General features: G+C 73.5%; 18 protein-coding genes and 1 pseudogene. 13 read left to right on the plus strand and 6 right to left on the minus strand.

Annotated features, from left to right (window positions below; genetic code table 11):
- Positions 1-15 precede the first annotated feature (15 nt).
- Positions 16-3,366, plus strand: coding sequence for a hypothetical protein (locus tag LN251_RS26595; RefSeq protein ID WP_458246610.1), 3,351 nt, complete (start codon positions 16-18; stop codon positions 3,364-3,366).
- A 47-nt stretch (positions 3,367-3,413) separates the two neighbouring features.
- On the opposite strand, the gene LN251_RS26600 is transcribed toward LN251_RS26595, so the two are convergent.
- From LN251_RS26600 to LN251_RS26610, 3 genes are all read right to left on the minus strand, one after another.
- Positions 3,414-4,388 carry an acyl-ACP desaturase gene (locus tag LN251_RS26600; protein ID WP_458246611.1) on the minus strand — a complete coding sequence of 325 codons (975 nt, stop codon included), beginning with the start codon at positions 4,386-4,388 and terminating at the stop codon, positions 3,414-3,416.
- Positions 4,389-4,605: 217 nt separating this feature from the next.
- The gene (gene ddaH, locus LN251_RS26605; protein WP_458246612.1) at positions 4,606-5,382 is read right to left on the minus strand and encodes a dimethylargininase; all 777 of its coding nucleotides are present in this window, start codon (positions 5,380-5,382) and stop codon (positions 4,606-4,608) included.
- 133 nt (positions 5,383-5,515) lie between these two features.
- A complete protein-coding gene (locus tag LN251_RS26610; protein ID WP_458246613.1) occupies positions 5,516-7,129 on the minus strand; it encodes an ABC-F family ATP-binding cassette domain-containing protein in 1,614 nt (537 codons plus the stop codon).
- Between the two features lie 307 nt (positions 7,130-7,436).
- On the opposite strand from LN251_RS26610, the gene LN251_RS26615 reads away from it, so the two are divergent.
- Together LN251_RS26615 and LN251_RS26620 are read left to right on the plus strand one after the other, a co-directional pair.
- On the plus strand, positions 7,437-8,063 hold the full coding sequence (locus LN251_RS26615) for a GOLPH3/VPS74 family protein (RefSeq protein WP_458246614.1): 627 nt from the start codon (positions 7,437-7,439) through the stop codon (positions 8,061-8,063).
- A gap of 52 nt (positions 8,064-8,115) precedes the next feature.
- Positions 8,116-8,949 carry an isocitrate lyase/PEP mutase family protein gene (locus LN251_RS26620; RefSeq protein WP_458246615.1) on the plus strand — a complete coding sequence of 278 codons (834 nt, stop codon included), beginning with the start codon at positions 8,116-8,118 and terminating at the stop codon, positions 8,947-8,949.
- 73 nt (positions 8,950-9,022) lie between these two features.
- On the opposite strand, the gene ssgD is transcribed toward LN251_RS26620, so the two are convergent.
- Positions 9,023-9,439 (minus strand): spore wall synthesis regulator SsgD, encoded by a 417-nt coding sequence (gene ssgD, locus LN251_RS26625; RefSeq protein ID WP_458246616.1) that lies wholly within the window; start codon positions 9,437-9,439, stop codon positions 9,023-9,025.
- Positions 9,440-9,705: 266 nt separating this feature from the next.
- On the opposite strand from ssgD, the gene LN251_RS26630 reads away from it, so the two are divergent.
- The 4 genes and pseudogenes from LN251_RS26630 to mmpA all read left to right on the plus strand — a co-directional run bounded on the left by LN251_RS26630 (position 9,706) and on the right by mmpA (position 12,644).
- Positions 9,706-10,782, plus strand: coding sequence for a WD40/YVTN/BNR-like repeat-containing protein (locus LN251_RS26630; RefSeq protein ID WP_458246617.1), 1,077 nt, complete (start codon positions 9,706-9,708; stop codon positions 10,780-10,782).
- Between the two features lie 71 nt (positions 10,783-10,853).
- Positions 10,854-11,192 (plus strand): plasmid stabilization protein, encoded by a 339-nt coding sequence (locus LN251_RS26635; protein ID WP_458246618.1) that lies wholly within the window; start codon positions 10,854-10,856, stop codon positions 11,190-11,192.
- A gap of 49 nt (positions 11,193-11,241) precedes the next feature.
- A pseudogene (locus LN251_RS26640) lies at positions 11,242-11,934 on the plus strand (endonuclease V); the annotation flags it as partial.
- A 557-nt stretch (positions 11,935-12,491) separates the two neighbouring features.
- On the plus strand, positions 12,492-12,644 hold the full coding sequence (mmpA, locus tag LN251_RS26645; protein WP_203237637.1) for a morphogenic membrane protein MmpA: 153 nt from the start codon (positions 12,492-12,494) through the stop codon (positions 12,642-12,644).
- A 22-nt stretch (positions 12,645-12,666) separates the two neighbouring features.
- Here the strand turns inward: mmpA and LN251_RS26650 are convergent, their stop codons facing one another.
- Positions 12,667-13,845 (minus strand): saccharopine dehydrogenase family protein, encoded by a 1,179-nt coding sequence (locus LN251_RS26650; RefSeq protein WP_458246619.1) that lies wholly within the window; start codon positions 13,843-13,845, stop codon positions 12,667-12,669.
- A gap of 202 nt (positions 13,846-14,047) precedes the next feature.
- Here LN251_RS26650 and LN251_RS26655 point away from each other — a divergent pair, with 202 nt between their 5' ends.
- The 6 genes from LN251_RS26655 to LN251_RS26680 all read left to right on the plus strand — a co-directional run bounded on the left by LN251_RS26655 (position 14,048) and on the right by LN251_RS26680 (position 23,005).
- Positions 14,048-15,178, plus strand: a complete 1,131-nt coding sequence (locus LN251_RS26655; protein WP_458246620.1) for a CaiB/BaiF CoA transferase family protein — start codon at positions 14,048-14,050, stop codon at positions 15,176-15,178.
- A complete protein-coding gene (locus LN251_RS26660; RefSeq protein ID WP_458246621.1) occupies positions 15,175-16,317 on the plus strand; it encodes an acyl-CoA dehydrogenase family protein in 1,143 nt (380 codons plus the stop codon). Before LN251_RS26655 ends, LN251_RS26660 begins: the two co-directional genes overlap by 4 nt.
- Before the next feature lie 44 nt (positions 16,318-16,361).
- Positions 16,362-17,576, plus strand: a complete 1,215-nt coding sequence (locus tag LN251_RS26665) for an acetyl-CoA C-acetyltransferase (RefSeq protein ID WP_458246622.1) — start codon at positions 16,362-16,364, stop codon at positions 17,574-17,576.
- A 40-nt stretch (positions 17,577-17,616) separates the two neighbouring features.
- Positions 17,617-19,791, plus strand: a complete 2,175-nt coding sequence (locus tag LN251_RS26670) for a 3-hydroxyacyl-CoA dehydrogenase NAD-binding domain-containing protein (protein ID WP_458246623.1) — start codon at positions 17,617-17,619, stop codon at positions 19,789-19,791.
- Positions 19,792-19,936: 145 nt separating this feature from the next.
- Complete coding sequence (locus LN251_RS26675; protein WP_458246624.1) at positions 19,937-21,565, plus strand: thiamine pyrophosphate-binding protein; 1,629 nt, start codon at positions 19,937-19,939, stop codon at positions 21,563-21,565.
- Positions 21,566-21,670: 105 nt separating this feature from the next.
- A complete protein-coding gene (locus LN251_RS26680) occupies positions 21,671-23,005 on the plus strand; it encodes a glycoside hydrolase domain-containing protein (RefSeq protein ID WP_458246625.1) in 1,335 nt (444 codons plus the stop codon).
- A 10-nt stretch (positions 23,006-23,015) separates the two neighbouring features.
- Here LN251_RS26680 and LN251_RS26685 read toward each other — a convergent pair whose 3' ends face one another.
- The gene (locus tag LN251_RS26685; RefSeq protein ID WP_362985959.1) at positions 23,016-23,741 is read right to left on the minus strand and encodes a MerR family transcriptional regulator; all 726 of its coding nucleotides are present in this window, start codon (positions 23,739-23,741) and stop codon (positions 23,016-23,018) included.
- Positions 23,742-23,862: the final 121 nt, after the last annotated feature.

Genomic DNA, 23,862 nt, shown 5'->3' on the forward strand with positions numbered 1-23,862 from the left:
GGCACAATCCCCCGCATGGTCCGCCTCACCCCGCAGCAGCAGACCGAGAGCCTGCTCCACGCCCTCGATCCGCTGCCCCACCCGCACCGCATGCGGGAACTCGCCGCGCGCGTCCGGGAGACGACACCCCTGCGACCGCTGCTGGAGGAACTCGAGACGCGGGGCACCTACGGCCGGCAGCTCGCCGTCGTCGCCGCGTCCGTCGGGCGCGACGCCGGCTTCGTCGCCGCCCGGATCGCCGACCCCGACTCCTTCGTACGCGGTCACGCCCTGCGGGTGGCCGACAGCCTGGGCGTCCCGGACGGCGCCTTCGAGACGGGGCTCGCGGACGCCGGCGAGACCGTGCGCCGGGACCTGCTGCGCGCGGTGGTCGCCTCGGGGCGCACCGCGCTCGCCGACCGGCTCGTCGACACCCTGCGCGAGGAGTGGGGCGACACCGAGGCGGCCCGCCTGCTGCCGGGCTGCACGGCCGGCACCGTCGAACGGCTGCTGCCCGGGCTCCTGCACGCCGTCGGCGCGTGGACGGCACTGGCGAAACGGCACCCGGAGACCCTGCTCGACGTGCTGGAGGAGCAGCTCGCCGGCCTGCCGCCGGCACTGCGCCAGACCTGGTGGACGCGCTACGGCCACGCGGTGGCCGCGGTCACGCCCACCGCGCCGGCGCGGGTGCTGGGGCTGCTGGAACGGCTGGGACCCACCCGTGTGCCGTACGAACTCCGCTGTCAGACAACGAAGTTCGCGGCCGCCGATCCGGGCCGGATGCTGCGCCTGCTGCTCACGCCCGCGTGGGCCGACGTCGGCCTCCGCACGATGGGCCCGGCCGCCCTGCGCCGCCTCGCCCGCTCCGGGCGGCCCGAACTCGTCGACTACGGGCGGTTGTTGGTGCAGTACGGCGGACTGCCGGCCTTGCTGGAGGCGCTCCCGCCCGGCCGGAGGGAGGCGCTGTACAACGCCGTCGACGAAGGACGCGGGGGCTCCGACACCATCGACGCCACCGTCCTTGACGTCCTGACTTGCCGTCACGCGGCCGACGTGGCACGTGAGTCGGCGGCCCGGGCCCGCGAGCGCGGGGCCCGGTGGACCGCGGTGCTGCTCGCCGAGTCCTTTCTGCCCGTCGCCGAGGTGCGCGAGCGACTTCTCGCGGCCACCCGGCGTCCGGCCGCCGAGGACCGGGCCGAGGCCTGGCCGCTGCTGATCCGCAACGCCGCGCGCTGGGGCGACCCGACCGCCGTCACCGCCGTCCTGCGGGACATGGAACGCCTGCGCAACGAACAGGACCCGGTCCGCTCGGCCGCCCTGCGCGCCCTCGCCGACACCCGGGCGGCCCTGTTCACCGAGGACGCCGCGCCCCACCTGGACCGGATCGCCGCCGACGCCGTCGAGGCCCGCGACTCCTCGCCCGAGACCCGGCGGCGGCTGAGCGCGCTCGCCGTGGCCGTGCTGCGCGAGCACGCGGCGGGCGGCTCCAGGGAACTGGTGAACTGGGCGCTGCGCACCCTGGTGCGGATCTCAGGCCACACCGGCGGCGCGGACCTCGGACTCCTCGACCGCAGCCTGCGGCGCGGCCAGGAGCACCAGGTGTTCGAGGCGCTACGGCCGTGGATCGAGGCCGGCGCGGAGAAGGCCGACTACGGCCTCGCCTTCGCCCTCGCCCGCGCCGTGGGCCGCCGCGCGGCCGGCATGACCGAGCTCCAGGAACTGCTGTGGCAGGCCGTCCGGTACGGCGGCGACTCCACCGTGCGCACGGCAGTCGACCTGTGGCTGGAGCCGCCCGCCGCACGCGACGAACGGGTGGCGCGCGTCCTCACCCACGAGCCGTCGGCGGCGGTACTGCCCGCCGTGCTGCGCGTCCTCGTCCGGCGCCGCACCGACCTGCTGGACGGGCTGCTCGCCGAGACGCCGCCCCATGGGCGCTTCCTGACCAAGGGCACCCCGTGGTCCGTACCCGTGACCGCCGACGTACGACGCTGGGTGCCGCGTCAACAGGCCGCCCTGCTGCGGCAGTTGGCCGCACTGGCCGGGGACGCCGGGCTGCCGGCGTACGAGCGGGCGCAGGCCGTGGCCCGGGCGGCGTACGTCCCGGACGGCGGTGCCGGGCTCGCCCGCCGCTGGACCGGCTCGTCCGACGTGGTCCTGGCGGAGGCGGCGCTGGCCGCGCTGTCCCGCACCGACCGCCCCGCCGACGCGCTGCCCGAACTGCTGGCCCTCGCCGGCACGGACCGGGCCCGGGTCGCCGTCTACGCGGCCACGCGCGCGAGCCGGTACGCGCGGCCGTCCCACCTGGCCACGCGGCTCACGGACGTGCTCACCGCGCCGGACGCCAAGGTGACCAGCCGCAAGGAGGCCGTGCGGCTCGCCGCCGCCCGGCTGCCGGTGCCCCTGGCCGCGCGCCTGGTCGCCGAGACCTACGCGCGCCCCGGCACCCACCCCGACGTGCGCGCGGCCTGTGTCGCCTGCACGTCGGGGCTGCTGGCCCACGAGGAGATCTGGGCGCTGCTGCGCGACGCCGCCGGCGCCGAACCGGTACTGCGCGCCGCCGTGCTGCGGGTCACGCCGTTCGACCTGCCCGCACCCCGGCGGGAGCGGTACGCCGCCCTGGTGCGCGAGGTCAGCGGCACCGGCGACCCGGGGACCGCGGACCTGGCCTTCGCGGCCCTGGCCCGCTGGACCGCCTGGTCCCCCGAGGCGCCCGCGGTACTGGCCCGCGCCGTGACGGACCTCTCGGAGCGCACGACCTGGCACGCCGCCGCCCGGGGACTGGTCACGGCCGCGTCGGCGAGCCCCGAGGGCGCCCTCCGGCTCCGCGAGGCGCTGCGGACCCTGGCCGAGACGCCGGCCGACGCCGAACCCGACGCCGAGGAGGGGCGCGACCTGCCCGCCCGGCGGCGCCTGGCGTACCTCGCCGCGTGCCTCGGCGACGGCGCCCGGACCGCTCCGGCGGCCCTGCGCCCCGCCGCGCTCGCCGCGAGCGAGGTGCTGGGGGAGTACGACGCCCACGTCCCGCAGGCCGCCGCGCTCGCCGTCGCCCACCTGGACCTGGCCGCCGTACCGCCCGGCCTTCACCGGCTGTCGGACGTCGTGGGCGCCGGGCGGCCCGTGCTCGCCGGGCGGATCGCCCACACGCTGCGCTCGCGCCTGCAGCACCACGAGAAGCGGGTCGACACCGAGGCGCTGTTGGCGGAGGCGGTACGGCTGACCGGACACGGCGGTCACACCGAGGGCCTGCTCGCCCTCGCCGTCGTCCAGGCGCTCGGCGGCCGGACCGACTGGCCCGCGCCCTGGCGCGAGCGGCTGCGGGCGCTGCGCCGTCATCCCTGCGCCGATGTACGGGACGAGGCGCTGGAGGAGACGACGGCGTACGAGTGAGCGCCCGGCCCCGCCCTTTCGGGCCGGGCCGGGCGCCGCGGGTGGCCTCAGCCTGCCGCGCGCGCCGCCATCCGCGCCTTGCGGGCCGCGAGCTTCTCGTCGAACTTCAGGGCCTCCGCGTCCAGCCCGCCCATGAACAGGCCGAGCTCCTCCTGGGCCGCGCGGCCCTCGGGGCCGAGACCGTCGATCTCCAGGACCTTCAGGAAGCGCAGGACCGGCTGGATGACGTCGTCGTGGTGGATGCGCAGGTTGTAGACCTCGCCGATCGCCATCTGCGCCGCCGCCCGCTCGAAGCCGGGGATGCCGTGGCCGGGCATGCGGAAGTTGACGACGACGTCCCGCACGGCCTGCATCGTCAGGTCGGGGGCGAGCTCGAAGGCGGCCTTCAGCAGGTTGCGGTAGAAGACCATGTGCAGGTTCTCGTCGGTCGCGATGCGGGCCAGCATGCGGTCGCAGACAGGGTCGCCGGACTGGTGGCCGGTGTTGCGGTGCGAGATGCGGGTGGCCAGCTCCTGGAAGGCGACGTAGGCCACCGAGTGCAGCATCGAGTGGCGGTTGTCCGACTCGAAGCCCTCGCTCATGTGGGCCATCCGGAACCGCTCCAGCTGGTCCGGGTCCACCGCGCGCGAGGCGAGGAGGTAGTCGCGCATCACGATGCCGTGCCGGCCCTCCTCGGCGGTCCAGCGGTGCACCCAGGTGCCCCAGGCGCCGTCGCGGCCGAAGAGCGAGGCGATCTCGTGGTGGTAGCTGGGCAGGTTGTCCTCGGTGAGGAGGTTCACCACGAGCGCGATGCGGCCGATGTCGGTGACGTTCGACTGCTCCTTGTCCCAGGCCTCGCCGTCCTCGAAGAGGCCGGGGAAGTTACGGGCGTCCGACCACGGCACGTACTCGTGCGGCATCCAGTCCTTGGCGACCTGCAGGTGCCGGTTGAGTTCCTTCTCGACCACTTCCTCCAGGGCGTACAGCAGCCGGGCGTCGGTCCAGACGGCGGGGCTGCCGAGGGAAGGGGAAGTGATCGTCACGGGAACTCCAGGGGGACGCATGACAGAAGCGGAACTGACCGGCGAGCGGTGCCGGAACCTACGGGATCGTAGGCTACGAATCCGTAGGTTACGAAGCCGTAGGTTAAGGGCGCTGTAAAGATCGCTGATCAGGCGCCCTGTCGCAGGCGTCCGGGGGCATGTCAAATAGCCCCAGGACCCGCAGGTCCTGGGGCCGAAAGGGTGAACGGCCCACCTGTCAGGCGTACAGGTCGCGCATCCGGACCGAGAGGCACGTCACACATCCCTCGAGCTTCTCGAACTCGCTGATGTCGACGACGACGGGCTCGAAACCGAGATCGGCGAGGAGCTCCGTCGTCTTCGGCGCGCTCGCCGCCATCAGCAGCTTGTCCCCGCCGAGCAGCACCACATGCGCGCCGGACTCCTCCGGCACCGACAGGAACCGCGGGAACAGCGCGGGCCGGTCGACCTTCGGGATGTGCCCGACGACGGTCCCGTCGGGCAGCGCGGTGACCGCCGACTTCAGGTGCAGCACACGGCTGACCGGCACCGCCACGACCCGAGCCCCGAGCGGCTCGAAGGCGGCCCGCAGCTGCTGCACGCCCGCCGCGTTGGTGCGCCCGCCCCGGCCGACGTAGATCGTGTCGTCGACCTTCAGCACGTCGCCGCCGTCCAGCGTGCCCGGATCCCAGATCCAGTTCACCGAGCACCCCAGCCGGGCCACGGCCTCCTCGACGCCGGCCGTCTCCTCCCGGCGCGACTCGGCGCCGGAGCGCGCGATCAGCGCGACGTTCTTGTACATGACGACGGTGTCCTCGACGAACACCGAGTCCGGGCAGTCGTCGGCCGGGTCGACCTCGATCGTCTCCCAGCCGTGCGCCCGCAGGGCCTCGACGTAGCCCTCCCACTGCTCGCCCGCGAGATCGGCGTCGACCTTCTCCCGCTCGATGTGCGTCACCAGACCTTCGGCGAGGCGCGGGCTGGGGCGGCGGACGAGGGCCTTCTTGCTGGGCACGAGGGGCCTTTCGCATCGGAGGGGCGGGGGAGCCGGGCACCCGTGGGTGTGCGGGGGCCCGGTCCGCCATCATGCAGCCCGGACGGGCGAGGACAAAACCCTCGTTGCCGGGCTGTGCCCCTCTCGCAACGCGCTACCCCACCTCCTCCGGCGTCGTCTCCCGCAGCTCGCCGTCGAGCAGCAGCCACCTCGTGATGCCGATCGACTCCAGGAACGGCAGATCGTGACTGGCCACGATCAGTGCCCCCTCGTACGACTCCAGGGCGCTGGTGAGCTGCCGCACGCTCGCCATGTCGAGGTTGTTGGTCGGCTCGTCGAGCATGAGCAGCTGCGGTGCCGGCTCGGCCAGCATCAGCGCGGCCAGCGCGGCCCGGAAGCGCTCGCCGCCGGACAGGGTCGCCGCCTTCTGGTCGGCGCGGGCACCCCGGAACAGGAAGCGGGCCAGCCGCGCCCGGATCCCGTTGTTGGTGGCGCCCGGCGCGAACCGGGCCACGTTCTCGGCGACGGAGAGCTCGTCGTCGAGGACGTCGAGGCGCTGCGGCAGGAACCGCAGCGGCACGTGCGCCAGCGCCTCGCCCGACACCGGCGCCAGCTCCCCGGCGATCGTCCGCAGCAGCGTCGTCTTGCCCGCGCCGTTGCGCCCGATGAGCGCGACGCGCTCGGGACCGTGCAGGTCGAGCCCGCCGGCCACGCGCGCGCCGTAGGCGAGCTCCAGCTCCCGCAGGGTGAGCACGCTCCGGCCCGGCGGTACGGCGGTGTACGGCAGGTCGACGCGGATCTCGTCGTCGTCCCGCACGGCCTCCACCGCGTCGTCGAGCCGTTCCCTCGCCTCGGTGAGCCGCTCCTCGTGCAGAAGCCGGTGCTTGCCCGCCGACACCTGGGCCGCACGCTTGCGCGCCCCCATGACGATCTTCGGTTCGCGCTTCTGGTCCCACATCTTCTGGCCGTACCGCTTGCGGCGGGCCAACTTGACCTGGGCGTCCACGAGTTCGCGTTTCTGCTTGCGCAGATCGGCCTCGGCGACGCGCACCATCCGTTCGGCCGCCTCCTGTTCGACGGCGAGCGCATCCTCGTACGCGGAGAAGTTGCCGCCGAACCAGGTCACCTCCCCGGCGCGCAGATCCGCGATCTGGTCGACCAGTTCGAGCAGTTCACGGTCGTGGGAGACCACGACCATGACACCCGGCCAGGACTCCACGGCCGCGTACAGCCGTCTGCGCGCGTACAGGTCGAGGTTGTTCGTCGGCTCGTCCAGGAGCAGCACGTCCGGCCGGCGCAGCAGCAGCGCGGCCAGCCGCAGCAGCACCGACTCGCCGCCGGACACCTCGCCGACGGTGCGGTCCAGGCCGATGTGGCCGAGCCCCAGTTCGCCGAGGGTGGCGAGGGCGCGCTCCTCCACGTCCCAGTCGTCGCCGACCGTCTCGAAGTGCTCCTCGGCCACGTCGCCCGCCTCGATGGCGTGCAGTGCGGCCCGCCGCTCGGCGATGCCGAGCGCCTCGTCGACGCGCAGCCGCGTGTCGAGCGTGACGTTCTGCGGGAGGTGCCCGACCTCGCCCGCGACGCGTACGGCGCCGTCGGCCGGGGCCAGTTCGCCGGCGATCAGTTTCAACAGGGTCGACTTGCCCGACCCGTTGACGCCGACGAGCCCGGTCCTGCCCGGGCCGAAGGCGACGTCGAGCCCCTCGAAGACGGACGTGCCGTCCGGCCAGGAGAAGGACAGGGAGGTACAGGTGAGGGAAGGGGACATACGGGGCCTCCGCGATTGCGTGGTGCGGTCAGGGGCAAACGCGTATCGAGACACCGGCGACCCGGGAGGCGGGACCCGAGGAGAGAAGGAGGGCACGAAGAAGGCCCTGCTCCGTCGGGACGGCTCGAACACCGAGGTCGCACGCTGCGCACACACCTCTCGGGTGTGACGCGGTGTCTCAGGACCTCAGAGGAGCAACGTCCTTCTCCGATCGACGACAACAGAACCGCCATACACCGTACGAGCGGGGTTCGGGGCTGTCAACGAATTAACGTGAGCCCCGACCTCGCCGCACCAAGGAGACCTCGTGCCCCACGGTTCGCTCCCCCTCCCGGCCAAGCTCTGCCTGCTGGCCTGGGACACCCCCGGCGGCGAGGCCATGGCCGCCGCGCACGTGGTGCGGGCCGGCGCCCTCACCGAACTGGCCCTGCGCGGCCTGCTCACCGACGACGACGGCATCGCCACGCCCGTGGACATGGACTCCCTCGCCGCGGACGCCGTGCTCGACGGCCTCCTGGAACTGGTCCGCGAGTCCCGGCCGCACCGCTGGCGGAACTGGGTGACGCTGCACGCGCGCGTGACGTTCGAAGCGGCCCGCGAGCAACTGACCGCCGAAGGGTGTCTGCGGGCGGAGAAGAAGCGGGTCCTCGGGGTGTTCCCGAGCGTGGAGCACGTACTGGACGACACGGCCCGCGTGGAGGCCCTGCGGGAGGAGGCGCGGCGGATCCTGCGGGAGCGCCTGCCCGAGGTCTCCGGCCGGCAGGCCGCGTTCGCCGCCCTCGCGGCCGCCGCGAACCCGCCCGCGCTGTTCCCGGACGGCGACCGCGCACACCACGACGCCCGCGTCGAGGAGCTGATCACGCTCAGCGGCGTACGGGGCGTGCTCGGCGAGCTGTGCGCCGCCCTGTCGACGCCGGGCCGGGCGCTCACGTAGAGGTCGGATTCCTGCCAGCCGCCGCCGCGGGGCGGCTGGTTGGGTGAGGGGCATGACGACGAACCCGCACCCCCTGCGCGACCGCGCCCTCGCCTTCCACGCCCTGCACGTCCCCGGCGACCCGCTCGTCCTGGCCAACGCCTGGGACGCGATGAGCGCGCGCGTCGTCGCCGACGCGGGCGCCGCGGCCGTCGCCACGACCAGCGCGGGACTCGCCTGGGCGCTCGGCGCGGCCGACGGCGACCGACTGGACCGGGACACGGCGCTCGCCGCCGTCGCGCGCGTGGCCGCCGCGGTCGGCGTGCCCGTCAGCGCCGACATCGAGAGCGGTTACGCGAAGGACGCGGCGGGGGTCGCCGACACGATCCGCGCGGTGATCGCGGCCGGCGCGGTGGGCGTCAACATCGAGGACGCGCTGTACGAGCCCGCGGCCGGCCCCCTGCGGCCGGTCGCCGAGCAGGCCGAGCGGATCGCGGCCGCCCGGGAGGCCGCCGACGCGGAAGGCGTGCCGCTGTTCGTCAACGCCCGGATCGACACGTTCCTGCGGGACGGCGGGGGAGTGGACCGCACCCTGGAGCGGGCCGCCGCCTTCCTCGCCGCGGGCGCCGACGGAGTCTTCGTCCCCGGGGCCGTCGACCCGGACACGATCGCACTCCTCGCCACGTCGATCGACGCCCCGCTGAACGTCCTTGCGGGCCCGGGCGCCCCACCGGTCACCGAACTGGCCGCGCTGGGCGTCGCGCGGGTGAGCGTCGGCTCCGAGGTGGCGCAGGCGGCGTACGCCGTGGCCCGAGCGGCGGCGAGGGAACTGCTGGAGAAGGGAACGTACGACTCCCTGGCGGGCGGCCTGGACTACACGGCCCTCAACGAGCTGGCGACGCCCTGACCACCCCTGGGGCGCGGGGAACTGCGCGACAAGCCACAACTCAGCCGCAGCCGACCGACGACGCACCGCGTCTTCAGCAGGCGTCCCGCATCAACTCGGCCAGGTCGTGGTCCAGATCGAGGTGCAGATGCTCCAGCCCGGCCGGCACCAGCTCCCCCGTCGCGTCGAGGAACGCCCGCACCTCCTCCGACCGCACGTGCACCACGGCCGTCCCCTCGGGCGCGTGGAACTCCAGGACGGTCCGCTCGTACCCGTACGGCCGCACCCGCACGTCCCCGTGCCCCTCCGGCCCCTCCAGGCCGGCCGCGAGCAGTTCCCGCGAGAAGGTCCAGCAGACCTCCACGCCCTCCAGCGTGGCGGGGGCGGGGAAGGTCATGCGCACCGCGAACGGATCGGTGCGGTCGTAGTGAAGAGTCGCCGGGATGCTCGGCATACGCGGTGCGGCGGCGACGAGGCGGGCCTCGACGGGCTGCTCGATGACGGTGGACAACGCCTGCTCCCTTGTGACGGCTGAACGAGCTGGACGAGCTTGCGGGCTACTGAGCCGGGCACTGCTAGAGACGCCGGAATCGGTGAATCCGTGCACACGAGTTTCGAGTGACCTCCGTCACCGCGTTCATTCACAGAAGTGACGTGATCCACCGCGGGTGCTCCGGAGGGCAGTTGGGACCTGAGGGGACGCGGTGGGCATCTGGACGGCGCCGGTGCCGTGGACTAGCTTCGCCCGCCATGAGGCGATCGGTGATCACGCGACGGATGAGACGCACGTTCCGCACGGTGGCCGCGGGGGCGGTGTGTTCGGTGGCGCTGGCCGCCCTGACCGCCGTACCGGCCCAGGCGGGGGAGCGAGGGCGGCCGGCACCGCACTGGGAGCTGAAGGACACCCAGGCGCCCGAGGTGCGCTTCCGCGGTCTGTCGGCCGTCGGCAGGGACACCGCGTGGGTGGCGGGAACCCAGGGCACGGTGCTGCGGACCACCGACGGCGGGGCGAGCTGGCGGAACGTCTCGCCGCCCGGCGCGTCGGACCTGCAGTTCCGCGACATCGAGGCCTTCGACGCGCGCCGGGCGGTGGTGCTGGCGATCGGCGAGGGCGAGGCGTCCCGCGTCTATCGCACCGACGACGGCGGAGCGACCTGGACGGAGTCCTTCCGCAACACCGACGCGAAGGCCTTCTACGACTGCATGACCTTCTTCGACCGCCGCCACGGCCTCGCGATGAGCGACCCGGTGGACGGCAGGTTCCGCATCCTGTCGACCGGTGACGGCGGCCGCTCCTGGAAGGAGCTGCCGAGCGCGGGCATGCCGGCCGCCCTGGACGGCGAGGCGGGCTTCGCGGCGAGCGGACAGTGCCTGGTCGCCTCGGGGCCGTCGGACGTCTGGCTGGCCACCGGAGGCGGCGCACGCGCACGCGTGCTGCACTCCGCGGACCGCGGGCTGACCTGGACGGCCGCCGACACGCCGATCCCGGCGGACGACCCGGCCAAGGGCGTCTTCGCCCTCGCCTTCCGCGACCGCGCCAACGGTCTCGCCGTCGGCGGCGACTACCGCCCCGACCAGGCCTCCCCCCAGGCCGCCGCGGTCACCGACGACGGCGGCCGCACCTGGCGGCCCGCCGCGGCACCGCCGCCCGCCTACCGCTCCGGCGCCGCGTGGCTGCCGCACAGCCGCGCCGCCGCCCTCGCGGTGGGCCCCACCGGCACCGACCTCACCACGGACGGCGGCCGGACCTGGCGGACGGTCGACACGGGCTCGTACGACACCGTGGACTGCGCCGCGGACCTCGGCTGCTGGGCCGCGGGGGAGAAGGGACGGGTGGCTCGCCTGGAACGGTGACGCATGGGCCCGAATGCGGGTACCCGGTCGCCGACGGCGCCGGCCGTCGACCGCGAAAGGAGTGAGCGACCATGCCCGCAGGTTCCAGCTCGAAGCGGGAGCGCCAGTACGAGCACATCAAGAAGAGCGCGCAGGACCGGGGAGAGAGCACCAAGCGCGCCGAGGAGATCGCGGCGCGGACGGTCAACAAGGAACGCGCGCGGTCGGGCGAGTCGAAGACGGCGAGCCGCAGCTCGAAGCAGGACATGTCGTCGAGCAAGCGCGGCGGCCAGCGGTCGGGCAACCGGACCGGCCCCCAGGGCCCGACCCGCGACCAGCTGTACAACGAGGCCAAGCAGCGCGGCATCGAAGGCCGTTCGCACATGAACAAGGACCAGCTGCAGCGCGCGCTGGACTCCAAGAAGAGCTGACCCGCCCGGCCCGGGCCGGCTCGCCGGGACCCGTACGCTCGTCCCCATCATGACGACCGTACGCGTTCCCGCGGGCTGGCCCGCGACCGAGGAAGAGGCCCGGGCCGTGCAGGACGAACTGCGCGCCCGGGTCGTGCTGGACACCCCCGGCCCGCCGCCCGGCAGCGGGCACGTCACGGGCGTCGACGTGGCCTACGACGACGAGCGGGACGTCGTGGCCGCCGCGGCCGTCGTGCTGGACGCCGCGACACTGCGGGTCGTCGCGGAGGCCACCGCGATCGGCCGCATCTCCTTCCCGTACGTCCCCGGACTCCTCGCCTTCCGGGAGATACCGACCGTCCTCGCCGCCCTCGCCGCCCTGCCGTGTCCGCCCGGCCTGGTCGTCTGCGACGGCTACGGCCTCGCCCACCCCCGGCGCTTCGGCCTCGCCAGCCACCTGGGCGTCCTGACGGACCTGCCGACGATCGGCGTAGCGAAGAACCCCTTCACCTTCCGTCACGAGGACCCGCCCGCCCCGCGCGGCAGCACCTCCCCGCTCCTCGCGGACACCGAGACCGGGCCCGAGGAGGTCGGCCGCGCCCTGCGCACCCGCGAATCCGTCAAGCCGGTGTTCGTCTCGGTCGGCCACCGCACGACCCTCGACAACGCCTGCGCCCACGTCCTCGCCCTGACCCCCGCCTACCGCCTCCCGGAAACGACCCGCACAGCGGACACCCTGTGCCGCCGGGCACTGCGGGAGGCGATCTCGCCGCGGAAGCCGGTCGCCGACCTCGCGGCCGCGGATCCCGCCCGCTCCTGGGGCCGGTCCCTGTTCGAGCGGCAGGCCGCCCCGGTGACCTGGGCGGGGCGGGTGCTGGAGGCGGCGGCCGGCCGTTCCGACCGGACGCCCGAGGTCGCCGCCGCCCTGGAGCTCGCGCGCGACTTCGCGCGATGGAACCAGGGACGTGAACTCTTCGCCCTGGTGCGCGGGAGCGGCACGGCGGACGAGGCGGGGCTCACGGAGGAGCGGCGCATCGTGCTGCGCCTGGCCGAACTGGTCGGCAAGGTCGCGCACAACACGGCGGGACCGCCGCCCTACTTCGACCACCACGCCGGCTGGCAGATCGGCCCGCTCGCCCGGCGCCTCGCCGAGCTCACCCAGGACCCGGCCGTACGGGACCGGATCGAGGAAGCCCTGGGAGAGCGGCCGCCGGCCGGCGCCTGAGGACGCGGACCGGCAGCCGCCATGGGCGTGTGAGTACCCGTACTGAGTACCTGTACGGATGTGGGCGGGTGGGCGCGGTCGGCAGGGTGGGGCCCATGACGACGCATCGCGCCCGCGCCCCCAAGCCCCTCGCCGATCCGAACCGGCCCGTCGAGCGGGCCGTGACGGCCGCTCTGGTTCTCGCCGTGCTGGCCGGGCTCGGCTGGATCGGCGGGATGATCTACACGGTGGCCGGCTGGTCGCTGTAGGGCCCGGACGGGCCCTACCCGGTCACCGGCTCGCCGCCACCCGGAAGGTGATGCCCGCGCGGCGCAGGCGGTCGGTCAGGGCGTCGCCCATCGCGACCGCCGTGGTGACCTGACCGGACGTCGGCGGCAGGTCGTCCAAGGCCAGGGACAGGGCCGACTCGGCGAACATCTTGGCCGTCTCGTCGTAGCCGGGATCGCCGCCCGCGACCTCCGTGAAGACGCGCCGGCCGCCGCCCTCGCCGACGAAGCGGACCGTGAACCAGCTCTTGGCGCGCTTCTCGGGGTCCGGTCCGTCGCCGGGCTTGAGCCGGTCCGACAGCCAGCGCCTTGCGGGCGGCAGTTGGGCGGCCGCGACCAGCGCGCCCATCGCCGCCGCCCCGCCCACCGCGACGGGCAGGTGCCGTACCGCCGCGTAGTGCCGGTAGCGGAAGTCCGGGCCGTAGCGCTCCAGCGCCTTCGCGGACCGGTGCACGATCTGCGGGTCGATGGTCGGCAGCGGCAGCGCCCAGGCGCCGACCTCCTTGGCGAACCGCGGCGCACCGGTCGGCGCGGCGGCCCGCCGGCCCACCAGGCGCGGCTCGTGGCGGCGCCGGTCCCGCTCGGCGGCCAGCATCGGCCGCAGCCGGGAGAACTGGTTGAGCGCCGAGGCGAACGTACCGCCCGAGAAGGTGGCGTCGGCGGTGACGAACCCGTCCACCCTCAGCGGCACCCCCTCGGGCAGCTGTTGCACCGTGAAGTACGCGCCCAGGTCGTGCGGGATCGAGTCGAACCCGCACGCGTGCACCAGCCGCGCGCCCGTCTCCCGCGCGCGTGCGTCGTGCCGCACATAGGTCAGGTCCACGAACTCCGGCTCGCCGGTGAGGTCGAGGTAGTCGGCCCCCGTGTCGGCGCAGGCGGCGACGAGGTCCTCGCCGTAGGTCACGTACGGCCCTACGGTCGTGGCCACCACGCGCGCGTGCTCGGCGAGTTCGCGCAGGCCGGCCGGTTCGGACACGTCGGCCGTCAGCACGCCGGCCTTCTCGCCGCCCGGCAGCCGCTCGCGCAGCTCCTGCAGCTTGCGCTCGCTGCGGCCGGCGATCGCCCAGCGCAGCCCCTCGGGCGCGTGCGCGGCGAGGTAGTGCGCGGTGAGCGTCCCGACGAAACCCGTGGCTCCGAAAAGCATGATGTCGTACGGACGGTCCGTCCTGTTCAGCCTGCTCATGACACCTCTTGTCCGCTGCGCGCGCCGTTGTCGGTCGCCGAGGCTAGCTTGAGGTGTGCCGGGACCCGGCGCCGGGTGGCGCGCACTCACCATAATTGGCTAAGCGCTTGCTCGTCCGGGTCTTGTGTTCATCGGGACAGGTTCATAGCATCACTGGTGTTACATCAGTTGTGTCATACCCATGGATCAGTCTGGGGGCCGGATGGCGACGACGCCAGGGCAGGGGCCGCTCACCGGCGTGCGCGTGGTCGAGCTGGCCGGGATCGGGCCCGGCCCCTTCGCCGCCATGCTCCTGGCCGACCTCGGCGCCGACGTCGTCCGCGTGGACCGCCCCGGCGGCGCCGGCCTCGCGATCGACCCCGCCTTCGACGTGACCAACCGCAACAAGCGCTCGGTCGTCGTCGACCTCAAGGCCGCCGACGGCCCCGCACGCGTCCTCGACCTGGCCGCCCGCGCCGACATCCTGATCGAGGGCTACCGCCCCGGCGTCGCCGAGCGCCTCGGCGTCGGCCCCGCGGACTGCCACGCCCGCAACCCCGCGCTCGTCTACGGCCGTATGACCGGCTGGGGCCAGGGCGGCCCCCTCGCCCAGCGCGCCGGCCACGACATCGCCTACATCGCCCTCACCGGCACGCTCGGCATGATCGGCGAACCGGACCGGCCGCCGGCCGTCCCCGCCAACCTCCTCGGCGACTACGCGGGCGGCTCGCTCTACCTCGTCGTCGGCGTCCTCGCCGCCCTGCACCACGCGCGCGCGACCGGCACCGGCCAGGTCGTCGACGCCGCCATCGTCGACGGCACCTCCCACCTCTCCGCGATGATCCACGGCATGCTCGCCGCCGGCGGCTGGCAGGACCGGCGCGGTGCCAACCTCCTGGACGGCGGCTGCCCGTACTACGGCACCTACGCCACGTCCGACGGCCGGTACATGGCGGTCGGCCCCCTGGAGCCGCAGTTCTACGACGAGTTCGTCACCCTCCTGGGCCTGCCGGAGCACGCCGACGCCCGCAAGGACTGGACCCGCTGGGGCGAGCTGCGCGAGGCGGTCGCCGCCCGCTTCGCCTCCCGTACCAGGGACGAGTGGACGGCCGTCTTCGACGGCTCCGACGCGTGCGTGGCCCCCGTGCTCTCCCTGACCGAGGCCCCCGGCCACCCGCACCTCGCCGCCCGCGGCACCTTCACCGACCACGGCGGCATCACCCAGCCCGCCCCCGCACCCCGTTTCTCCGCGACCCCCACCACCGTGCGCACGGGCCCCGCCCGGCCGGGCGCCGACACCGCGGGCGTGGCACGCGACTGGGACGTACCCGACCTCCTGAAGGGCCTCGAATGAAGCGGCAGATCTTCGCCCCCGAGCACGACGCGTTCCGGGAGACCGTGCGCGCCTTCCTGGCCAGGGAGGTGCTGCCGTACTACGAGCAGTGGGAGAAGGACGGCGTCGTCTCCCGCGACGCCTGGCGCGCGGCCGGCAAACAGGGCCTGCTCGGCCTCGCCGTGCCCGAGGAGTACGGCGGCGGGGGCACCGACGACTTCCGCTACAGCGCCGTACTGGCGGAGGAGTTCACGCGCGCGGGCGCGCCCGGCCTCGCCCTCGGCCTGCACAACGACATCATCGGCCCCTACCTCACCTCGCTGGCCACCGACGAGCAGAAGCGGCGCTGGCTGCCCGGCTTCTGCGACGGCTCGATCATCACCGCCATCGCCATGACCGAACCCGGCGCGGGCTCCGACCTGCAGGGCATCCGCACCCACGCCGAGGACCGCGGCGACCACTGGGTGCTCAACGGCTCCAAGACGTTCATCTCCAACGGCATCCTCGCCGACCTGGTGATCGTCGTCGCGCGGACGACGCCCGAGGGCGGTGCGCACGGGCTGTCGCTGCTCGTCGTGGAGCGGGGCGCGGAGGGCTTCGAGCGCGGCCGCAACCTCGACAAGATCGGGCAGAAGGCGCAGGACACGGCCGAGCTGTTCTTCCACGACGTGCGCGTGCCCAAGGAGAACCTCCTCGGCGAGCTCAACGGCGCCTTCGTCCACCTGATGACCAACCTCGCGCAGGAGCGCCTGAGCATCGCCGTCTCCGCCATCGCCGCCGCCGAGCACCTGCTGGAGATCACCACCGCGTACGTCAGGGAACGCGAGGCGTTCGGCCGGCCGCTCGCCACCAAGCAGCACATCCGCTTCGAGGTGGCCGAGATGGCCACCGAGTGCGCGGTCACCCGCACCTTCCTCGACCGCTGCACAGAAGAGCACGCGAACGGCGCGCTCGACGCCGTGCACGCCTCGATGGCCAAGTGGTGGGCGACCGAACTGCAGAAGCGGGTCACCGACCGCTGCCTCCAACTGCACGGGGGTTACGGCTACATGAGCGAATATCCCGTCGCCAGGGCCTTCGTCGACGGCCGCATCCAGACCATCTACGGCGGTACGACCGAGATCATGAAGGAGATCATCGGCCGTTCCCTGCTCGGCTGACGCCCTTCCGCCCGGCCCGACCCTCACCCTCGAAAGGCTTCCCAGTGAGCACCGAAGCGTACGTGTACGACGCGATCCGCACCCCGCGCGGCCGCGGCAAGGCGAACGGCGCCCTGCACGGCACCAAGCCCGTCGACCTGGTCGTGGGCCTCATCCACGAACTCCGCCGCCGCTTCCCGGGCCTCGACCCGGCCGCGATCGACGACATCGTGCTCGGCGTCGTCGGACCCGTGGGCGACCAGGGCTCCGACATCGCCCGCATCGCCGCCATCGCCGCGGGCCTGCCCGACACGGTCGCCGGCGTGCAGGAGAACCGCTTCTGCGCCTCGGGCCTGGAAGCCGTCAACATGGCCGCCGCCAAGGTCCGTTCCGGCTTCGAGGACCTCGTCCTCGCGGGCGGCGTCGAGTCCATGTCCCGGGTGCCCATGGCCTCCGACGGCGGCGCCTGGTTCAACGACCCGATGACCAACCTCGCCACGAACTTCGTGCCGCAGGGCATCGGCGCCGACCTGATCGCCACCATCGAGGGCTTCTCCCGCCGGGACGTCGACGAGTACGCCGCCCTGTCGCAGGAGCGCGCGGCCACCGCCTGGAAGGAGGGCCGCTTCGACCGCTCCGTCGTGCCGGTGAAGGACCGCAGCGGCCTGACCGTCCTCGACCACGACGAGCACCCGCGCCCCGGCACCACGGCCGACTCCCTGGCCAAGCTCAAGCCCTCGTTCGCCGACATCGGCGAGCTGGGCGGCTTCGACGCCGTCGCCCTGCAGAAGTACCACTGGGTCGAGAAGATCGACCACGTCCACCACGCCGGCAACTCCTCCGGCATCGTCGACGGCTCCGCGCTCGTCGCGATCGGCACGAAGGAGATCGGCGAGCGCTACGGCCTCACCCCCCGCGCACGGATCGTCTCCGCCGCCGTCTCGGGCTCCGAACCCACCATCATGCTCACCGGCCCCGCCCCCGCCACCCGCAAGGCCCTCGCCAAGGCCGGCCTGACCATCGACGACATCGACCTCGTCGAGATCAACGAGGCCTTCGCGGCGGTCGTCCTGCGCTTCGTGAAGGACATGGGCCTGTCCCTGGACAAGGTCAACGTCAACGGCGGAGCCATCGCCCTGGGCCACCCCCTCGGCGCGACCGGCGCGATGATCCTGGGCACGCTCGTCGACGAACTGGAGCGCCAGGACAAGCGGTACGGCCTCGCGACCCTCTGCGTCGGCGGCGGCATGGGCATCGCCACCATCGTCGAGCGCGTCTGAACACCCAGCGGCCACACGAGACTTCAACGGAGACCCCCTCATGACCGAGAGCACCACCATCCGCTGGGAACAGGACCGCACCGGCGTCGTCACCCTCGTCCTCGACGACCCGAACCAGTCCGCGAACACCATGAACCAGGCGTTCCGCGACTCCCTGGCCGTGATCATCGACCGCCTGGAGGCCGAGAAGGACTCCATCCGCGGCGTCATCGTCACCTCCGCCAAGAAGACCTTCTTCGCCGGCGGCGACCTGCGCGACCTCATCCGGGTCACCCCCGAGACCGCGCAGGACCTCTTCGACGGCGGCATGGCCATCAAGCGCAACCTGCGCCGCCTCGAGACCCTCGGCAAGCCGGTCGTCGCCGCGATCAACGGCGCCGCCCTCGGCGGCGGTTACGAGATCGCGCTCGCCTGCCACCACCGCGTCGCCCTCGACGCCCCCGGCTCCAAGATCGGTTGCCCCGAGGTCACCCTCGGTCTGCTCCCCGGAGGCGGCGGCGTCGTCCGCACCGTCCGCATGCTCGGCATCGCCGACGCCCTGCTCAAGGTCCTGCTCCAGGGCACCCAGTACAACCCGCAGCGTGCGTTGCAGAACGGCCTCGTCGACGACGTGGCCGCCACCCCGGACGAACTGCTCGCCAAGGCACGCGCGTTCATCGACGCACACCCCGAGTCGCAGCAGCCCTGGGACCGGCCCGGCTACCGCATCCCGGGCGGCACCCCCGCCCACCCCAAGTTCGCGGCCAACCTGCCCGCCTTCCCGGCCAACCTGCGCAAGCAGACGAACGGCGCCCCCTACCCGGCCCCGCGCAACATCCTCGCCGCGGCCGTCGAGGGCTCCCAGGTCGACTTCGAGACCGCCCAGGTCATCGAGGCCCGGTACTTCGTGGAGCTGGCCGCCGGCCAGACCTCCAAGAACATGATCCAGGCGTTCTTCTTCGACCTCCAGGCCGTCAACTCCGGCGCCAACCGGCCCAAGGGCATCGAACACCGCAAGGTCCGCAAGGTCGCCGTCCTCGGCGCCGGGATGATGGGCGCGGGCATCGCCTACTCCTGCGCCCGCGCCGGCATCGACGTCGTCCTGAAGGACGTCTCCCTGGAGGCGGCCGTCAAGGGCAAGGGCTACTCCGAGCAGCTGTGCGCCAAGGCCGTCTCCCGGGGCCGTACCACCCAGGAGAAGGCGGACGCGCTGCTCGCCCGCATCACGCCGGCCGCCGACCCGCAGGACGTGGCCGGCTGCGACGCGGTGATCGAGGCCGTCTTCGAGAACCCCGAGCTCAAGCACAAGGTCTTCCAGGAGATACAGCACATCGTCGAGCCGGACGCGCTGCTGTGCTCCAACACCTCGACCCTGCCGATCACCGCGCTCGCCGAGGGCGTGGAGCGCCAGAGCGACTTCATCGGCCTGCACTTCTTCTCTCCGGTCGACAAGATGCCGCTGGTCGAGATCATCAAGGGCGAGCGGACCGGCGACGAGGCCCTCGCACGCGCCTTCGACCTGGTCCGGCAGATCAACAAGACCCCGATCGTCGTCAACGACTCCCGCGGCTTCTTCACCTCCCGGGTGATCGGCCACTTCATCAACGAGGGCGTCGCCATGGTCGGCGAGGGCATCGAGCCCGCGTCCGTCGAGCAGGCGGCCGCCCAGGCGGGTTATCCGGCCAAGGTGCTCTCCCTGATGGACGAGCTGACCCTCACCCTGCCGCGCAAGATCCGCAACGAGTCCCGGCGGGCCGTCGAGGAGGCCGGCGGCACCTGGGCGACGCACCCCGCGGAGGCCGTCATCGACCGCATGGTCGACGAGTTCGACCGCCCCGGCCGCAGCGGGGGAGCGGGCTTCTACGACTACGACGAGACCGGCAAGCGGGCCGGTCTGTGGCCCGGACTGCGCGAGCACTTCACCGAGCCGGGCCACGAGATCCCGTTCGCGGACATGCAGGAGCGCATGCTCTTCTCCGAGGCCCTCGACACCGTCCGCCTGCTGGAGGAGGGCGTCCTGACATCGGTCGCCGACGCCAACATCGGGTCGATCCTCGGCATCGGCTTCCCCGGCTGGACGGGCGGCGTGCTGCAGTACATCAACGGCTACGACGGCGGACTGCCCGGATTCGTGGCCCGCGCCCGTGAGCTGGCCGAGCGCTACGGCGAGCGGTTCGAGCCGCCCGCGCTGCTGGTGCGCAAGGCCGAGCAGGGGGAGCGGTTCGCGGACGCGTAGCGCACCCGGGCGGCGGCGCCGGTACCCCCCGGCGCCGCTGCCCGGTTTCTTTCGGTCGGGAACCGGACCCGCTTGCCCTCGGAGGGCGGGACACCCACGCTGACCCGCGAGACGTCAGCCCGGTCCCGTCCCCGGAGGAGCCCCCATGGGATACCGTCCCGCCCTCGCCGTCCTGGACATCCTGCGCGACGAGGGCGTGGACCGCGTCTTCGGCAACCCCGGCACCACCGAACTCCCCTTCCTGGCCGCCCTGTCGGACACACCCGGCGCCCCCGAGTACGTGTTCGGCGTCCACGAGGGCTCCGTCGTCGCCATGGCCGACGGCTACGCCCGCGGCACCGGCCGCCCGGCCTTCGTCAGCCTGCACATCGCCGCCGGCCTCGCCAACGGCCTCATCGGCCTGCTCAACGCCCGCCGCTCCCGCACCCCGCTGGTGGTGACGGCCGGTCAGCAGGACCGCCGCCACCTCCAGCAGGACCCGATGCTCTCCGGCGACCTCATGGGCATCGCCGGCCCCGCGGTGAAGGCGGCGTACGACGTCCAGCACGCCCACGACCTGCCGCTCGCCCTGCGCCGCGCCTTCGCCCTGGCCGTACGCCCGCCCGCCGGGCCGGTGTTCCTTTCCGTGCCCACGGACCTGCTCACCGAGGACACCGAGGTCGAGGTCCCCACCCGGACTCCCGTTCCGCCCGCGGGACCCGCCGCGGGCCTCGAACACGCCGCGTCCCTGCTGGGCGCCGCCGCCCGCCCGGCGATCGTCGCCGGGGACGGCGTGGGCCGCGAGGGCGCCCTGGCCGCGCTGGTGCGCACGGCGGAGGCCTGCGGGGCGGTCGTCCACCACCAGCCCATGGCGGACTGCCTGGACTTCCCCACGACGCACCCCCTGTACGCCGGGATGCTGCCGCCCCGTCACGACGCCGTCCGCGCCGCCCTGGCCGCGTACGACACCGTCCTGATCGTCGGAGCCCACGCCTTCACCCCGCACGCCTACACGCCCGGTCCGCCGCTGCCGCCCGGCCTGCAGGTCGTCCAGCTGGACTCCGACCCCGACGAGATCGGCCGCAACTTCCCCGCGGCGATCGGCCTGGTGGGGGCGCTCGCCCCCTCCCTGGACCGGCTCTCGGAACTGCTGCGGGACCACGTCCCGGCCCACACCGCCAAGTCCCGCACGCTGCACGCAGGCGAACGCCACACCGCCGAGCGCGACCGCGACGAATCCACCGCCCGCGCCGCCCACTCCACGGCCCCGCTCGCCCCCTGGGCCGCCGCCCACGCCGTCGCCCGCGGCCTGCCCCCGGACGCCGTGGTCGTCGAAGAGGCCATCACCGTCGGCCTGTTGCTCCGCCGTCTCGTCCGCCTCGACCGCCCCGGCAGCTACACCCACACCGTCGGCGGCGGCCTCGGCTGGGGCATCGGCGCCGCCGTCGGCCGCGCCCTCGCCGAACCCGGCCGCCCGGTGGTCGCCGTCCTCGGCGACGGCTCCACGCTGTTCGGCCTGCAGGGCCTGTGGAGCGCCGCCCGGCAGCGCACCCCCGTGCTGTTCGTGGTGATGGGCAACGGCGCCTACCGGACCGTGCAGGAGACCTACCAGGCGATGGGCGGCCAGGGGGTCTGCCCCGGCACGGACCTGGGCGAGCTGGACTTCACGCAGGCGGCACGGTTCTTCGGGGTGGACGCGGTACGAGCCGAGAGCGCCGAGCACCTGCGTGAACTGGTCGCGGGGGCGGGGCGGCTGACCGGGCCGCTGCTGATCGACGTACCCGTGCGGTCCTGAACGGGGCCGGGCCGGCCCGGGCGGGGGCCGGTCGGCCCATGGCAGCGCACCGGGACCGCGTCCACGCTGACGGCACATCAACTGACAGCCGCCCGGAGGGCCGTCATGCCACATCAGCGCACCGTCCCCAGAAGACTGCTCGTCCTGTCGTCCGCCTGCCTCCTGACCGGCGCGGCCGCCCTCGTCCTCGCCCCGGCGGCCAGCGCCGAACCCGCCACCTCCGTCGCCTACCCGTCCGGTGCGAGCGCGACCCGCTACTCCGGACTCGCCTTCGACACCTGTACGGCACCGCCGCTCTCGTCCGTGCAGGCCTGGAACGCCTCGCCGTACGGTGCCCTCGGCGTCTACGTCTCCGGCGTCAACCGCACCTGCGCCCAGCCGCAGTTGACCTCCTCCTGGGTGGCCTCCGTGTCGCAGCTGAAATGGCGTCTGCTGCCCATCCACAAGGGCCTGCAGCCGCCCTGCGGAGCGCGTCCGACCGACGACAAGATCAGCACGACGCCGGCCACCGCCCGCTCGCAGGGCACCGCGGCCGCCACCGAGGCGGTCACGGCGGCGAAAGCACTGGGCATGCGGCCGGGCAGCGCCCTTTACAACGACATCGAGAACTACAGCCAGACGGACACCACGTGCCGCACGGCCGTGCTGACCTACCTCTCCGCCTGGACCAAGGAACTGCACCGCGTCGGCTGGGTGTCCGGCGTCTACATGAACCTCAACCTCGGCGCGGGGCAACTCGCCGCCGCGTACACGTCCACCAGCTACGCGCGCCCGGACGCCCTGTGGATCGCGCGCTACGACGGGGTCGACTCCCTCAAGGGCTGGACCGGCGTCACCGACTCCAAGTGGGCCGTCCACCAGCGCGCCAAGCAGTTCCGCGGCGGCCACGACGAGACCTACGGCGGCGTCACCCTCAACATCGACACCGACCGCCTCGACGCTCCCGTCGCCACGGTCGCCCACCCCTACAAGGTGACCAGCACGACCGCGCTCAACGCCCGCACCGGTCCCTCGACGAGCTACCCCGTCGCCGCGACCTACGCGCCCGGCACCACCCTCGACGTCGTCTGCCAGGCCCCCGGCGCCAAGGTCGCCACCACGTCCGTGTGGGACAAGCTCACCAACGGCGCCTACGTCTCCGACCACTACGTCAGCACCCCGTCAGGCACCGGCTATAGCTCCCCGCTGCCCCGCTGCACCTACCCGTACCAGGTCACCGCCACGAACGGCCTGACCGAACGCAGCGGCCCCGGCTCCGGCTACAGTGCCGTCGGCACCTCACCGAACGGCGCGCTCGCCTGGGTCACCTGCCAGCGCACCGGCACGACGGTCGGCACGACGAAGATCTGGGACCGTCTCGACAACGGCCACTACGTCTCCGACCACTACGTGGCGACCCCCAGCACCACGACGTACAGCAAACCGATCCCGCGCTGCTGACGCCCGGGTGTCAGGCGGGGCGGCCCTCCTCGGGGGCCGCCAGCCACTGGTGCACCTCTTCCTTCAGCGACCGCTGGAAGGTGGTCAGCAGCGCCTGCACCACGATGGGCTGCATGTGCGCGGACAGGGACTTCACGTCCTCCTCGGCCCGCTCGGACACCTCGCTGCGAAACAGCCGGGACAGCTCACGGGCCGCCGCCCGGGAGTGCTCGATCATCACCTCGCGCGCCGCGAGGATCGCCTCCTGCGACAGCGGCACGTCGAGCAGCTGCACGGCCAGCCGGAGCAGCCCCGAGTCCACCCGGAAGGCGTCCCCCTCGCGCCGCACCATGCCCATCGCGGTCAGCCGCTCGACGTCCTCCTCGCTCAGCGCCCGCCCCGCCCGGCGCCGCAGCTCCTCGGGGGTCACCGTCTCCACGCTGTCCGGCGCCCAGGAGGCCACGACGGCCCGGTGGATCGCCAGGTCGTGGTGGCTCAGGTCCGCCGGCAGCTGCTCCATGTAGCGCTCGATCGCCGCCAGCGTCATGCCCTGGTGCTGCAGTTCCTCGATCAGGTTGAGCCGGGCCAGGTGCCCGGGGCCGTAGTGGCCGACGCGGCGCGGACCGATCACCGGCGGGGGGATGAGCCCTTTGGTGCCGTAGAACCGGACCGTGCGGACCGTGATGCCGGCCCGCGCGGCCAGCTCGTCGATCGTGAGCGTCGGCTCCCCTGTGGCGCTGTCGGTGTCGGTCGTCATGTGCAGCAGTATCGCTGTCACACCAGTACTGCGAAACCTCGGCAGCCGCGCGCTCCGGACCGGCCGGACAGCACCTCCGTGTGATCCACGCCATCGCATGCGCCCCGGCGCCCGGGGGAAG

The organism is Streptomyces sp. MAI_2237 (assembly GCF_054189285.1).

Coding starts and splice junctions, on each gene's coding strand:
- LN251_RS26655 (WP_458246620.1), top strand. CDS start 14,048: ATGGCGACGACGCCAGGGCAGGGGCCGCTCACCGGCGTGCGCGTGGTC.
- LN251_RS26635 (WP_458246618.1), top strand. CDS start 10,854: ATGCCCGCAGGTTCCAGCTCGAAGCGGGAGCGCCAGTACGAGCACATC.
- LN251_RS26680 (WP_458246625.1), top strand. CDS start 21,671: ATGCCACATCAGCGCACCGTCCCCAGAAGACTGCTCGTCCTGTCGTCC.
- LN251_RS26595 (WP_458246610.1), top strand. CDS start 16: ATGGTCCGCCTCACCCCGCAGCAGCAGACCGAGAGCCTGCTCCACGCC.
- LN251_RS26660 (WP_458246621.1), top strand. CDS start 15,175: ATGAAGCGGCAGATCTTCGCCCCCGAGCACGACGCGTTCCGGGAGACC.
- LN251_RS26670 (WP_458246623.1), top strand. CDS start 17,617: ATGACCGAGAGCACCACCATCCGCTGGGAACAGGACCGCACCGGCGTC.
- LN251_RS26650 (WP_458246619.1), bottom strand. CDS start 13,845: ATGAGCAGGCTGAACAGGACGGACCGTCCGTACGACATCATGCTTTTC.
- LN251_RS26685 (WP_362985959.1), bottom strand. CDS start 23,741: ATGACGACCGACACCGACAGCGCCACAGGGGAGCCGACGCTCACGATC.
- LN251_RS26620 (WP_458246615.1), top strand. CDS start 8,116: ATGACGACGAACCCGCACCCCCTGCGCGACCGCGCCCTCGCCTTCCAC.
- LN251_RS26675 (WP_458246624.1), top strand. CDS start 19,937: ATGGGATACCGTCCCGCCCTCGCCGTCCTGGACATCCTGCGCGACGAG.
- LN251_RS26630 (WP_458246617.1), top strand. CDS start 9,706: ATGAGACGCACGTTCCGCACGGTGGCCGCGGGGGCGGTGTGTTCGGTG.
- LN251_RS26610 (WP_458246613.1), bottom strand. CDS start 7,129: ATGTCCCCTTCCCTCACCTGTACCTCCCTGTCCTTCTCCTGGCCGGAC.
- mmpA (WP_203237637.1), top strand. CDS start 12,492: ATGACGACGCATCGCGCCCGCGCCCCCAAGCCCCTCGCCGATCCGAAC.